This window comes from Streptomyces sp. NPDC030814, from assembly GCF_055572155.1.
Window position 1 is genome coordinate 494689 of the sequence record NZ_JBVIDX010000001.1, and the last position, 14265, is coordinate 508953.

Sequence of the window (14265 nt, forward strand, 5' to 3'; positions counted from 1 at the left end):
CCCGCACCCCACGAAAGGCAGTCATGAGCGACACGCTCTCTCCCGGCGACGACAGCGCGGTCGCCATCATCGCCATGGCCGGGCGTTATCCCGGCACGGCGGACACGGACGACTTCTGGGATCACCTCCTGGCCGGGGACGAGCTGATCACCCGCTTCCCCGAAGCCGGGGACGGCCGGGCCGTGCCCGCCTACGGCATCGTCCCCGACGCTGAGTGGTTCGACAGCGCGTACTTCGGCTACTCCCCGGCGGAGGCACTGCTGATCGACCCGCAGCAGCGCGTCTTCCTCGAATGCTGCGCCGAGGCACTGGAACGGGCCGGCTGCGTCCCGGCCACCTATCGCGACCCGATCGGGGTGTACGCGGGCTCGGGCGCGTCCTCGTACGTGGACCAGCTCCGCGCGGACCCCTCCGTGAAGGGCGTGGTGCCCGACTGGCATCTCCAACTCGCCACGGGCCCGGACTTCCTGACCAGCCGGGTCTCCTACAAGCTCGGACTGACCGGCCCGGCCATCACGGTTCAGACCGCCTGCTCCACCTCCCTCGTCGCCGTGCACGTCGCCGTGCAGGCGTTGCTCACCGGCGAATGCGGTCTCGCGCTGGCCGGCGGCGTCAGCATCCGCACACCCCACCCGGTGGTCGTCCCGCCTGAGGGAAGCATCTTCTCCCCGGACGGCCACTGCCGCCCCTTCGACGCGGCGGCCCAGGGCACCGTGGGAGCGGACGGCGCGGGCGTCGTCGTACTCAAACGGCTCTCCGACGCGCGCGCCGACGGCGATCACATCCACGCGGTCATCCGCGGCTCGGCCGTCAACAACGACGGCCTCGACAAAGTCGGTTTCACCGCCCCCGGCGTCACCGGCCAGACCACCGCCATCCGTACGGCCTACGCGGTGGCGGGCATCGACATGGGCACGGTGGGCTACGTGGAGACCCACGGCACCGGTACCCCCATGGGCGATCCGATCGAGATCACTGCCCTCACCAAGGCCTTCCGGGCCGACACCGACCGCGTCGGCTACTGCCGGATCGGGTCCGTGAAGTCCAACATCGGGCACACCGACACGGCCTCCGGCGTCATCGGCCTGATCAAGGCGGCGCTCGCCGTGGAGCACGGCCGGATCCCCGCCACCCTGCACTTCGTGTCGCCCGGCAAGGAGCTCGACCTCGACTCCAGCCCCTTCGTGGTGAACGCCGAGGTGACCCCGTGGCCCGACGATGACGGCCCACGACGGGCGGGTGTCAACTCGCTCGGCATCGGCGGGACCAACGCCCACGTCGTCCTGGAGCAGGCCCCGCCGCCCGCCCCGCCCCGGCAGCGGGACACCGACACGGGCCCGCAGCTGCTGCCCCTGTCCGCGCCGACCCGTGAGGGGCTGGCAGCGTCCGCCGCGCGGCTGGCCGACCATCTGACGAAGCACCCCGGGACCCCGCTCGCCGACGTGGCCCGGACCCTGCAGACCGGCAGACGCGAACACCCCCACCGGCTGCACGCGGTCGGAGCGGACCACACGACCGCCGCCCGGCTGCTGCGCACGGCGGCCGGCCGGGCCCGGCGCCGCTCCGACACCACGCGGCTCACCTTCCTCTTCCCCGGGCAGGGCGGCCAGCACCCGGGCATGGGAAGGGAGTTGTACGCGTGGTCCCCGGCCTTCCGGGAACGGGTCGACCTCTGCGTCGACCTCCTCGGCCCGGACCTCGGAGCAGCCGTACGCGCCGCGCTGCTCGCCGACCCGGACCAGCCCGAGGAGTTCGCGGCCGCACGCGAGAGCCTGGTCCCGATGCGGGTGGCCCAACCGGTGCTGTTCACCCTGCAGCACGCGCTGGCCGGGCTGTGGCAGTCCCTCGGAACGGCTCCGACGAGCGTGCTCGGCCACAGCCTCGGGGCCTACGCCGCCGCGTGCACCGCCGGGGTCCTCTCGGTGGCGGACGCGCTGACCCTGGTCGTCGAGCGCGGCCGGCTGCTCGGCGCCCTGCCCGCCGGAGCCATGCTGGCGGTCTCCCTCTCGCCCGCCGAACTCGACCCCCTGCTGACCGACGGACTGTCGCTCGCGGCCGTCAACGGCGCCGCGCAGTGCGTGGTGTCCGGCCCCGCCGAGGCGATCGCGAGGTTCCAGGAGGTCCTCACCGAACGGGACACCGACTCCCGGCGGCTGCACATCTCCAGCGCGGCCCACTCCCACCTGGTCGACGCCGTCCTGGACGAGTTCACCGACATCCTGGGCACCGTGGAACTGCGGGAACCCGTCATCCCCTGGATCTCCGACACCCACGGGCGGGCGGTGACCGCGGACGAGGTCCGAGATCCCCGGTACTGGGCCGCACATCTGCGGCACACCGTCCGGTTCGACGACGCGCTGTCCACGGCGCTCGACGGCGGCAGCGGCGTCCTGCTCGAAGTGGGGCCGGGACACACCCTGTCCACCCTGACCCGTCGTCACCGGGCCCTGTCGGACGACCACGTCGTGCTCTCCAGCCTGCCGCACGCGGCCGAGGGGACCTCCGCGCGCGCGGCGGTGCTGGACACCGCCGGCGGCCTCTGGTCCCACGGCCTGCCCCTCACCTGGGACCCGCTGCACCAGACCGACCGGCGCGGGGCCGTGCTGCCGGCGTATCCCTTCCAAAGGCGGCGCTACGCCCCCACCCCGGCCGAGCAGCCCGGGCGGCCCCCCACGGCCGGGGCACCGCGGACACAGCCGGCCCACTCGGCGGCCGGGACAGCTCACCAGGACGTGGCCCCGGTGACCGAGGCGACGACGGCGTCCCGCGACGGCGACCTGGCCGAACGGCTGGCAGAGGCGTTCTGCGAGGTCCTCGGGCTGCCCGAGATCGACGCCGACGACAACTTCTTCGAGGCCGGTGGCGACTCCCTGATCGCGGTCAGGCTGGCGTCGCTGATCGGCCTGGAGTTCGGCGTGAAGGTCACCGTACGCACGATCCTCCTCGCGCCGAGCGTCGCCCAGCTGCTGCCGCACCTCACCCCCGAGGAGCCGCAAGCGTGAACGGAGTCCCGACGCACCGCCGAGCATCCCCCTGGCTGCTGCGCCGCAAGCCGCACGCGGCGGCCGGGCTACGGCTGTACTGCTTCCCGCACAGCGGCGCCGCCCCCAGCGAGTACATGAGGTGGACCGGCCGGCTGCCAGGAGTCGAGGTGCTCGGCGTGCAGGCGCCGGGCCGGGGCAGCCGCCTCGACGAACCGCCGTACACCACGATGGACCGCCTGGTCGACGCGCTGGTGTCCGAGGTCGAGTTCGACGCGCCGTTCGCATTCTTCGGCCACAGTCTCGGCGCCCTCACCGCGTACGAGGCGACGAGGGCCCTGCGGGAGCGCGGGCGCGCGCAGCCGGTCGCGCTGTTCGTGTCCGCCATGGGTGCCCCCCACCTCCAGCCCCACGAGCCGCCCACGCACCATCTGGACGACGAGCTCTTCCTGCGCACGGTCGAAGCCGCCGGGCCCCTGCCCGCCGTCGTGCGCGAGGACCCGGAACTACGGGACATCGTGCTGCGGTCCCTGCGCGGGGACGCCGGCGTCCTGGACACCTACCAGTACACACCGGGGCTCCCCCTGGACCTCCCCGTCATCCTCCTGGGCGGTGCCGAGGACCCGGAGACCGAACTTCTCCAGTTCTGGGAGCGCTACAGCACCCGCCCGCCGCGCACCCATGTGCTGCCCGGTGACCACTTCTACCTGAGGGAACACAGTGAGGAACTCCTCGGCATCATCCTCGACACCGTCCGCCGGCACCTCGGAGCCGGGACCGAGCCTGTCCAATGAGCTCTTCCTCGGCCTGCTGCGCTGGGATCTGCTCGTCCCCTTCCCGGAGCAGGACGACGACGACCGGCGCGTGGGAGACGAGGCCGTGGCGGACTTCACCCGGTTCCTGCGCGAGAAGGTCGACCCCACCGAGGTGGACGCCTCCCGCGACCTGCCCAAGGACGTGATCGAGGAACTGCGCACCCGGGGCTGCCTGCGACTGATGGCCGCGCAGGAGGACGGCGGCCGGGGGCTGTCGGCGTTCAACACCTACCGGCTGATCGAGGCCGCGGCGAGCTGGTCGCTGCCCGTCGCGAACATGATGGGCATCGGCAACGGCTTCGGCGCGGGCGCCTATCTGAACATGCTCGACGACGGACCCCTGCGCGAGACGATCCGCGCCCACGTCGCGCAGGGCAACTTCTCCGGCAGGGCCGACACCGAGCCCGCCGGAGCGGGCAACCGCCTCCAGACGACGACCGCGACCCCGGTGGACGACGGCAGCGCGTACGTCCTGAACGGCGAGAAGGTGTACATCGGCAACGGCGCGGTCGCCGACCTCCTCGACGTCACCGCCACCGTGGTCGACGACGACGGTGTGGCGCGCAGCGCGTCGTTCTTCGTCGACGCCACCACACCCGGACTCGAGGTCGTCGAACGCCAGGACTTCATGGGCATGAACGGCGCCCCCATCGCCAACCTGAAGCTCACCGACGTCAAGGTGCCCGCCTCGCGCATGCTGGGCGGCACGGAGGTCGAACGTCTGGCGCGGGAGATGAAGGAGTTCATCTATCTGGCCCGCACCCTGAGCATCGTCCCCCCGTCCCTGGCCATCGCCCGCCTCTGTCTTCAGTGGTCACGGCGGTTCACCGTCCGCAGGACCATCGACGGCCGCCCACTGGGCTCCCTCCCGGAGGTCCAGCGCGTCATCGCCCTCTCCGTGGCGGACACGTACGCCATCGAGAGCCTGGTCCGCTGGACCATGCTGGGCCGTGGAGCGGACGTCCTGCACGAGCACGCGGCGCTGAAGAACGTGGCGTCCGTGACCTGCTGGCGGATCGTCGAGCGCACCATGGGGCTGCTCGGCGGAGAGGGATACGAGACCGCGGCCAGCAAGGCCCGCCGCGGCGCCGAGCCCCTCCCCGTCGAGCGCTTCCACCGGGACGCCCGAGGGCTGCGCATCTCCGGCGGCGTCGACTACCTGGTGGACTTCCTGGCAGGACAGATCCGCCTCACCGACTGCTACTACGACGGGAACTACCACCGGACACCCGCCGGGGACGGCGCCGACGCCACCGAGCGCGTCGTGAAGGCGCTCACCGGCCCCTGCGCCGAACACGCCGAGTACGTCACCGACCAGGCGGCCCGGCTGGCCGCGACCTGCCGGGAGCTGACCGCACGCCACCAGGACCGTACGGAGCTGTTCGGCCGCCAGCACACGGTCCTCACCCTGAACCGGGTGGCCAACGAACTGCTCACCATGGGCGCCGTCCTCGCCCGCACGGCCACCGACGACGCCGACGGGTCGTCCGGGGCGCGGGAGCTGGCCCATGTGTACTGCTCCTCGGCACGGCGGCGGCTGGCCGGGCTCTGGACGGAGCTCGACGAGGCGTGCGCCGGCGACTACGCGAACGTCACCGCCGACTGGCTGGGCGGCCTGCGGTACGAGGCGCTGCTCGGGGATACCCTCACCACCGTTCCGCGGGCCGGGCACGGGTCTCACGGCGACCGGGGAGACGCCGAATGACCGACCCGCGATCGCACGGCCCCGGCGCCGTGGCCCTGCCCGCCGACCGGCCGCGCCCGGAGACCCGCTCCACCGAGCGGCACCGGGTGGCGTTCGGGCTCCCGCCCGCGGACACCGCCGCCCTCGAAGCGCTGGCTTCCGTGTCCGGGACCTGCCTCCACGCCGCCCTCCTGATGGGCTTCACAGCGGAACTGGCCCGGTGGTCGGGCCAGCCGGACTTCGTTGTCCATGTGTCCCCGGCGGACGGCTGGCCCGTCCTCGCGTCGGCGCCCGGCACTTCCCCGGCGCCTCTGCTGCCCCTGAGCGCCCACGTCTCGCCCACCGCGTCCTTCAGGAGCCTGCTGGACACGACCTCGCGGCACGCCGTCCTCGACCGGGCCGCGTCGGCGCCCGAGGCCGCCGCACCCCGGGGCCCGGCACAGGTGACCTTCACCCGGAACGAGCCGGTACGAGCGAGCGGGGACGGTCCGCCGGCGGCACACGGCGACACCGTCGGCCAGGACCTCGCGCTCGACTACGCCCGGCGGGGCGACGGCGGCCTGGCCTTCCATGTGCACTGCTCCGTCGACCTGTTCGAGCGGTCGACGGCCGAGGCGCTGGCCCGGCGCTACTCCCTGCTCCTGCGCTCCGGGCCGGCGCGCCCCGACACCCCGCTGCACCGGCTGCCCCTGCAGGAGGAGCGGGACGAGGCGGAGGTGGCCGGTCGGGGTGTGGGTGCAGCGCCGACGCGGACTCCGGTGGGCGTGCTGGACCGCTTCGCCGAAGCGGTGGAGGAGCGGCCGGACGCGGCGGCGGTCGTCGAGGGGAAGACCGTTCTGTCCTTCGCGGAACTCGACCTGCGGGCACGGTCCGTCGCCCGGCGGCTCGCCGCGCGGGGGGCCGGGGCCGAGACGGTCGTCGCCGTCTGCCTGCCCCGCTCGGCGGACCTCCTCGCGACGATCCTCGGCGTCCTGCGCACGGGCGCGGCCTACCTTCCCCTGGACCCGGCCTACCCGGCGGACCGGCTGGCGTACATGGTCGGCGACAGTGGCACGAAGCTGCTGGTGACCAGGGGTGACCTCCTCCCCGGCGAGGTCTGCGGCGGGGACGTCGACGTCATCCGGCTGGAGAAGGACGCGTACGAGTGCGCGTACGACTCCGCGGACGACCACGGGCGGGCTGAGCCCGGCGCCCCCGCCCACCCGGACAACTGCGCCTATGTCATCTACACCTCCGGGTCCACGGGTCGCCCCAAGGGTGTGCAGGTCAGCCATCGGTCCCTGGCCGGGCTGCTGGCCGGGCTGGAGGAGTCGGGCGCGATCCGCGCGGGCGCCGGACGCGTGGGCTGGAACGCGAGCCCCTCCTTCGACGCCTCGGTCCAGCAGTGGATCCGCATCTGCCGGGGCGACACCCTCGTGCTGTTCGACGACACCGTACGGCTCGACCCGAAGGGCCTCGCCCTGGCGCTGGCCGAGGAGCGGCTGACGGACTTCGACATCACGCCGTCCCACCTGGAGTACGTCCTCCCGCACCTCGGTCGCCTGCTCGGCGACGGCAGCGGGCTGCGGCTGTGGGTGGGGGGCGAGACCCTCTCGCCCAAGCTGCACCGGCGCATCGCCTCGCTGGCGGGCCGGCTCGACGCCGTGAACGTGTACGGGACCACGGAGACGACCGTCGACACCACCGCGGCGTTGGTCCGGGGCGACCAGGCCCCGCACCTCGGCAGCACGCTCCCGGGCCAGACCGTCCGGGTGCTGGACGACTGGCTCCGGCATGTCCCGGTCGGGACCACCGGGGAGATCTACATCAGCGGGACGCAGGTCGCCCGGGGCTATCTCGGCCGGCCGGGCCTCACCGCGGAGAACTTCCTGCCGGATCCGTGGGCCGGCGACGGCTCGCGCATGTACCGCACCGGCGACCGGGCGCGCTGGACGCCCGACGGCCGTCTGGAGTTCCATGGCCGCGCGGACCTCCAGGTGAAGATCCGCGGCTACCGGGTGGAGCTGGGCGAGATCGAGGCGGTACTGGCCGAGCACCCCGAGGTCCTGGAGTGCGCGGTGGTCCGGCGCCGCAGGGGCGACGGTTCGCTTCTCGACGCCTATGTGCGGATGACGGCCACCGGGACGGCCCGACAGGTCCGCGAACGGGCCGAGCGACTGCTGCCGCAGTGGATGCGTCCCGCGAGTTACACCCTGCTCTCGGCCATGCCGCGCACGGCGGGAGGAAAGCTCGACCGTGCGGCCCTGGCCGAGGGCCGGACCTGTTCGGCCATCTGACCGGAAACCCGATCTTCCCTTCCGCAGTGAGACCTGCCCGAGACAAAGGAGGGCTCGTGTGAATGGCCGGCCGGAATTCAGCCTCACACAGCTGCTCTATTTCGTCACCATCGCCGAGACCGAGAACATCTCCGAAGCCGCGACCCGACTGCACGCGTCCCAGTCGGCGGTGTCCTCCGCCATGCAGCGGCTGGAACGCCAGCTCGGTGTCCAGTTGCTGCTGCGCCGGCGCACCAAGGGGGTCACCCTCACCTCGGACGGACGGCAGCTCCTCGACGACGCGCGAAAGATCCTCCGACAGGCACGCGAGTTGAAGGACCACAGCAGCCGGCTCCAGGGAAGCGGCACAGGCCATCTGGACGTCGGGTCGTGCTGTACGCTCACCCCCTTCCTGATCCCGCGAACCCTGACCGGGCTCGCCCGGTCGCACCCCGGGCTGAAGGTAAGCGTCCATGACACCCGGTCCCCGGACGATCTGCTGCGCGACGGAGTCTGCGAACTGGTCGTGACCTACGATTTCGCCGCCACGGAGGAGACCAGGTTCACGGAGGTGGCCAAGTTCACGGAGGAGACCAGGTTCACGGAGGTGGCCACACCGTCGCTGTACGCGCTCGTCGACGAGAGGCATCCTCTGGCCACCTCGAAATACGCTTCCCTGGAAGATTTCGCGGATCAACCGCTCCTGCTGCTCGACCTGCCCGGCACGAGCGGACATCACCGCTATGTCCAGGCCGTCTTCCGGCAGAACAGGGTGTCCATGCCGCCGGTGATCCGTGTGACGGGCATGGAGTCGATGCACAGTCTGGCCAGTGCCGGAGTGGGGTTCACGTTCACTCATCATCCTCATTCGGTACAGACCTCGGGCGGTGGGCGAGTCGCCCCCGTCGAGATCATCGGAGACCGTCCGCACCTCGCGATAGGAGTGAAGAACCTGGCGGACGCACGGCTGAGCGAACGGGCGATCACGTTCGTGGAATCCCTCCGCGAGGCGGCCCAGCAGGTGTACGCACCGGTCGAGGGCTCCCCGGTCCGCTCATGGATCCCTGACGTGTGCCGCATCAACGGCGGCATATGAGGGCGGCCACGCTCACCGAGCGGCCGGTGGGTGTCGTCGCTCGCGCGTCAGCCCAGTTCCCCGTAGAACCGAGCCGCCAAAGCACCGGCCTGGAAACGGCTTTCGGCACCAAGGTGTTTCATGATGTCGGCGATGTGACGGCGCGTGGTCCGCAGGGACATTCCAAGCCGCCGAGCGATTGTCTCGTCCTTCAGACCCGCTCTCAGCAGTTCGACGATGGTCTGATCGAGTTCCTTGGCGACCTGTTCGAAGTCGGTCGGTGTGGAGCTGACGGGTGTCGCCCGCGCCCAGACCGTCTCGAAGAGACCCCGCAGATAAGCGACGATTGACGGTTCGTGGATGATGACCGCCCCGTCCTCGTTGTCCTGCATGGGTATGAAGGCGAGCTTGCAGCGGTCGAAGACGATGAGACGTCCGAAGAGTTCATGGGCGGTGCGGTATTCGGCGCCGAGAGCGGTGGCTTCAGCGATGTAGGCGAGGCTGGGACCGTTGAAGCGGGCGGTGTGATGGTAGATGGTGCGCATCGTTATGCCGCGGGACAGCAGGTCGTGGTCTCGCTGCCAGGCCTCTTGGAGCGCTTCGGGCTGACGGTTTCCGCCGGGCTGTATGGAGAGCATCTCTTCGCGGCAGTCCACCGAGGCCCTGGTGAGCGCGGCACGTACTTCGTCAAGGTTGGGGACGACCGTGACGTGCTTCTCCTCGACGTGCCGAGGGCGCAGGAAGGTGTCCCGCAGTCGGTTGAAGTCGGCTGTCAGCCGGTCCAGTTTCTCCTGCTCGCTGCGTATCGTGTCGCGCAGGGGCATGGTGTGGCGCAGCGCCACCGCGTCGGGGTCGACGGCTCGGGCGCGCAGACTGTTGTGCGGGTCCACGCGCACCAACCCGAGTACGACCAGGCGCTGGAAGGCGGCGCTGATCTGATCCGGTGCCAGCCCCAGACCCTCCGCGGCGTTCTGCGGGTCGAAGTGGTCCCGTTCCAGAATCCACTCATACAACCCGAACATGTACTCGTCGAACGCCATGGCCGTGTCGGGTGCTGTCGTCGGCCTGTTCATCATCGCTGCCTCGTTCCGTCCCCGTCTTCGGCTCCAACATGTGCATCTCGGGCGACTCGTCCGCCCACTGGGAGCCTCCCGGTCCGGGCCTCGGGTGCGGAGACCGGCAGGGCGGTGCGGCGGCGACCGACGGTGCGGCGATGCCGACTGTGCGAGAAAGGAGGTGACGCAGAACACGAGGCCCACTTCAAGGGAAAAATTCTGTTCAAACCTTGAGCGGTCATACTCGCTTCGGATTTCACGAAACGTTGAAGCGGCGCACCGGGTATTCCGGCACCGGACGACGCCATCGCACAGCAGCCGGTGTGCTCTGTGTTGGCTTGATCACGACGCCTGTTCGAACCGAAGGCGCTCCGGGATAACGAGTGGAATCGAGCCGAACTCATTCGCAATGGGATGCCGAGGGGTTCACGGCCTTCGGTAATCGGGCCTGTGTGTCGCTCTCTGCCAAGCTGCGTCGCTTTCCCGGTTGCGTGCATGCCACATGGGTCACAGGACATGATGACTCCCCAAAAAGCCTCAGGCGGGCAGCAGAAGCATAGATCGAAAACGTGAAGCGTGAGGAGGCCGCCCCACGGTGACCCCGCACAGTTGGCGGGTTTTGTCGCGTAGGTGGAGGGTGAAGCCATCAGGGCCCCCAGGGCTCTGCCGATTGTCAACTCCCTGTTTCCGGGCTTTGTCGGCCCGGAGGATCAGGTGTGCTGGAGCGGGCGAGGCGGAGCCGGCGGAGGCGTTCGACGCTGTCGCTGTCGCACCCGGACGAGCGACGGCCGACGCTTGGGGCCGCCGCCCGCGTACGAACGTACGGCGGGAATTCGCCTGGCGGCCGGTGCTGTGTGAGTGGTGAACTTCACGGTGCCGGGTGAGGGCGGCCGATCCGTGGAGACGCACGGGGAGGGAGTGGTGGCCCTGACGACGACGGAGCGATGATCAGCTGGTGAGCGGCGCGCTCGTGCGTCTCGACGCGAAGCCATGGGCGGGAGGCCGGCCTGATTCCTTCATCGCGCGCTTTCAGCGCTGTCTCGCCGGGGTGAGTACGGCTTGGGTGATGACGGCTCGGCCAGGGCCCCGGTCGACGGTGCGCCGGGCGAGGGCGAGTTCGCCGCCGGGTGCGGCCCGGCCCGGGCCGACGGGAACACGCTGTGACGTCGAACACCTCTCGACGTCGGCCCGGTCGAGGCGGCGACCAGCGCGAGGGCAAGGACGGCGACCGCACCCCGAAGGCGGCCAGTGCCGCCGAGGCCGCGTTCTTGATGATCGGCCCCGGCGCCGCGAGCTGGGTGGTGGAGGCCGCCACTGCCGGCACCCGCCGGATCAAGGCCAAGATGCCCGAGGCCATCACCTTGTCAAAGCCGAACTGCCCGGAGGCAGTTGACGGCGCGCTGGGCACCGCCGCGGTCAACGGTCGCTTGGCCGAGAAGGACCTGCTGTCCATTCTCGGCTGCCAGGCCGGCCGCGACGCCGCCGAGCCGACCCGCGCGAGTGAGACCCACAGCCTGCAGCCCGGCACTTCCGCCTGGGCCGGCTTCGGCACCACCGCGACCCCTGTGTCCAGCACCGAAGAAGAGGACGGCGTCCACTTAGCTCGGTCACAGGCTCGGCCGTGGGGCGTCGCGTGGATTTCCGGTCTCCCGAGCCGGCGCCTCACGAGGCCAGTTCTCCAGGGCCACGTGCAGGGCCTCGATCGCCCGGTCCCAGGACGCCCGGACGTCGCGGACCGCGCCGAAGCCGCCGCCGGCCTCCAGGGCGCAGTAGCCGTGGAAGGTGCTGCGCAGCAGGCGTACGGCGTCGGTGAGATCGGGTTCTTCGAGGCCGTAGGCGCGGAGCATGCCGTAGGTGATCTCGGCGGTGCGGCGGAAGGTGGGCGAGGCGGTCAGCAGGTCCTGGTCGATGCGTGCCTGGGTGGCCGCGTACCGCCCCGGCCGCTCCAGCGCGTACGCCCGGTAGGCCCCCGCGAACGCGGCCAGTGCGTCCTTCCCGGCCCGCCCCGCCACCGCCTCCGCGATTCGCTCGATCATCTCGCCGCCGGCCAGCAACGTGACGCGGGTCCGCAGATCGTGGAGGTTCCTGACATGGGAGTACAGGCTCGCGTCCTTCACCCCGAACCGCCGCGCGAGCGCCGACAGCGTGACATTCTCGAACCCGACCTCGTCCGCGAGATCGGCCGCGGCCGCGACCAACCGCTCGGTCGTGAGGCCGGTTCTGGGCATGGGCGACCACCTCGTGTTCTGTGCGCCTGCGCTGTGCGGGCGACAGCCTAAGGGGTCCTTGAGGGCTGTGGCCCGAAGGGTTCTCCGGCTCGCCTTTCCGGTCACCGCACCAGGCGGTCCCGCCCGCCGCGTGTGGCGGGACTTCGCGGACACGACCCGGTGCAGGGAGGCAGGCATTGTTCGACTTCGGCGTTCCGGGCTACCGCCCCCGGTGGCTGAACGGACGCGACGAGACCGACCGCGAACACGGCCGACGGCTGCGCGGCCTCATCGGGCGCACCCTGACCGCGAGCCTGCTGGTGTGGGACCTGCGGGACGACGAGTGGTTCCCGGACTGTCCGGTGCTGTTCGACTTCGAGGGCGTACAGGTGGAGGTCAACCACTGGAAGCTCGATGACCTGTCGCTGACGTGGAACACGATCGACACCGCCCGGCCGGTTCGTTGGCCGGGCTTCGACCTCGGGTGGCGCCGCGAGCCGCTGCCCGCACTGCGGGCCCTGCGCGGGGCGGTGCTCCGGGGCGTCGAACTCCGCGCGTGGGAGGGAGCGGACGACCTCGCCCTCGGCGGTGTCGACGTTCGTCTCGTCTTCGACGCGGCCACCGTGACCGTCTTCAACGCCCTGGACGAGAACGGGTTGGGCTTCGACTGAGACCGGGCCCGTCGGGTACGGGACCTGGCGCGGACGGACGGTGCCGGCCAGGTCCCCGTGCGCCACGGTCAGCGGATCGGTGCGTACAGGACGCCCAGTTTGTCGATCTCGGTGCCCGAGCGGCCGGTGAAGCCGACGATCTGCCGGCCTGCCGGAGCGGTGAAGGTCCGGGTGTCGCCGGTGGGCGTGCCGGAGGCGAGGGTGCGGCCCTGGTCGGTGGTGAAGGCGGCGGAGAAGATCCGGGTGTGTCCGTCCTTCTTGCCCTGGGTGAGCTTCACCGAGGTCAGGTGCTCGCCGGGCGCCAGGGTCAGCGAGGCGGCCGTGCCGCCGGCGCCGCCGTGGGTGAGCGTCGTACCGCCGTCGTGCGTGAGCGACACCGCGTCGAGACGGGACGCGCCGCGCAGGGTGAGCGTGCGGGGCGAGACCGTCGACGGGAGGTCGTCCGCGTCGTTGAACGCCGTGCCGTGCGGGCCGCCGAAGAAGTCGCTCGCCCCGAGCCGGGAGTTGACGGCCCAGGAGAAGTCGACGGTGTGCGGGAAGTGGTCGGAGAGGTTCTTCCCGGCCGCGTCGAGGAACGTCGCCCACTCGTTGTGGTAGCGCGTGGCGGTCAGGTCCACGACGGCGCTGTCCCGGTAGAGGACCTTGTCGACGACCTCGCAGTCCTGGGCCGGGGCCGTGGTGGCGCAGACCAGGGCGTCACTGCCCTGGGCCGGCGGCGTACCGCCCTTGACGAGGTCGACCCACGGGTCGCGCAGCCCGTTGTCCGACAGCAGCGTGCGGATGTTGTCGCCCGAGCGCGTGTAGCGGGTGTTGGTGTCGCCCATGACGATCACCGCGTTGCCCGCCGAGTTCGCCTTGATGAAGTCGGAGAGTTGCGTGATGTTGGCCCGGCGGGCGGCCATGGCCGCGTCGTCGGAGTCGGCGTTGGTGTGCACGTTGTAGAGGTCGACGAACACGCCCTCGGCGAGCCTCACCCGGGCCAGTGAGAAGCCCTTGGGGGTAAGGCAGTTGGTGCCGGTGCACTTGTTCCACTTGACCCGCTCGAAGTCCTCGAAGGGCAGGTCCGAGAGGGTGTTGAGGCCGTCCCCGAAGGGCACTCCGCCGCTGGTCGCCGTGCGGTACGGGTGGTCGTCGCCCGCGTACAGCGCGGCGTGGTAGTTGAAGTCCTCCTGGACGTTGACGATGTCGTACGCCCCGAGGCGCGGAGAGATCAGTGGGGTGTTCGTCGCCGGTTTGCCGGAGCTCAGTCCCTCCGGGAGGCCCGCGACGTTGTACGTGAGCACGTTGAACGTGCCGGTGGTGGCGGCTGCGGCAGGGGCCGCGCCGGTGGTCGCGAGGCCGGTGACGGCGAGTGCGGCGGCCGCGAGGGTGCCGATCAGTCTTCTCATGGGGGACTCTCCGGGGGCGGGGCAGGGATGAGGGGAAGATGAACGCTGTTCAGGTTCAGTGTCAACTAGTGTGACGTGCAAGGTAAGTTGGGGAAACAGTGGAGGGCGTGGCGATCCGCCGCACCCAGTGAACC

9 protein-coding genes are annotated in these 14265 nt (G+C 71.0%); 6 read left to right on the top strand and 3 right to left on the bottom strand.

The features are described 5' to 3' along the window. The first annotated feature begins 23 nt into the window (after positions 1 to 23). Genes ACZ43N_RS02065 through ACZ43N_RS02085 form a run of 5 tightly spaced genes read left to right on the top strand, consistent with a single transcriptional unit; the run spans position 24 to position 8831 of the window. The gene (locus ACZ43N_RS02065; RefSeq protein ID WP_468094402.1) at positions 24 to 3002 is read left to right on the top strand and encodes a type I polyketide synthase; all 2979 of its coding nucleotides are present in this window, start codon (positions 24 to 26) and stop codon (positions 3000 to 3002) included. Continuing rightward, complete coding sequence (locus tag ACZ43N_RS02070) at positions 2999 to 3775, top strand: thioesterase II family protein (protein WP_468094403.1); 777 nt, start codon at positions 2999 to 3001, stop codon at positions 3773 to 3775. Before ACZ43N_RS02065 ends, ACZ43N_RS02070 begins: the two co-directional genes overlap by 4 nt. Beyond that, on the top strand, positions 3702 to 5501 hold the full coding sequence (locus ACZ43N_RS02075; protein ID WP_468094404.1) for an acyl-CoA dehydrogenase family protein: 1800 nt from the start codon (positions 3702 to 3704) through the stop codon (positions 5499 to 5501). The genes ACZ43N_RS02070 and ACZ43N_RS02075 overlap by 74 nt, the downstream gene beginning before the upstream one ends. Beyond that, a complete protein-coding gene (locus tag ACZ43N_RS02080; RefSeq protein WP_468094405.1) occupies positions 5498 to 7756 on the top strand; it encodes a non-ribosomal peptide synthetase in 2259 nt (752 codons plus the stop codon). Before ACZ43N_RS02075 ends, ACZ43N_RS02080 begins: the two co-directional genes overlap by 4 nt. A gap of 58 nt (positions 7757 to 7814) precedes the next feature. Then, positions 7815 to 8831, top strand: coding sequence for a LysR family transcriptional regulator (locus tag ACZ43N_RS02085; protein ID WP_468094406.1), 1017 nt, complete (start codon positions 7815 to 7817; stop codon positions 8829 to 8831). A gap of 47 nt (positions 8832 to 8878) precedes the next feature. Here ACZ43N_RS02085 and ACZ43N_RS02090 read toward each other — a convergent pair whose 3' ends face one another. After that, positions 8879 to 9850, bottom strand: a complete 972-nt coding sequence (locus ACZ43N_RS02090; protein ID WP_468094407.1) for a LuxR C-terminal-related transcriptional regulator — start codon at positions 9848 to 9850, stop codon at positions 8879 to 8881. A gap of 1622 nt (positions 9851 to 11472) precedes the next feature. Then, entirely contained in the window at positions 11473 to 12093 is a 621-nt protein-coding gene (locus ACZ43N_RS02095) for a TetR-like C-terminal domain-containing protein (RefSeq protein WP_468094408.1), read from the bottom strand. Positions 12094 to 12269: 176 nt separating this feature from the next. On the opposite strand from ACZ43N_RS02095, the gene ACZ43N_RS02100 reads away from it, so the two are divergent. Continuing rightward, complete coding sequence (locus tag ACZ43N_RS02100; RefSeq protein ID WP_468094409.1) at positions 12270 to 12743, top strand: hypothetical protein; 474 nt, start codon at positions 12270 to 12272, stop codon at positions 12741 to 12743. Between the two features lie 68 nt (positions 12744 to 12811). Here the strand turns inward: ACZ43N_RS02100 and ACZ43N_RS02105 are convergent, their stop codons facing one another. Further along, the gene (locus tag ACZ43N_RS02105; protein WP_468094410.1) at positions 12812 to 14131 is read right to left on the bottom strand and encodes a jacalin-like lectin; all 1320 of its coding nucleotides are present in this window, start codon (positions 14129 to 14131) and stop codon (positions 12812 to 12814) included. Between the last annotated feature and the right edge of the window lie 134 nt (positions 14132 to 14265).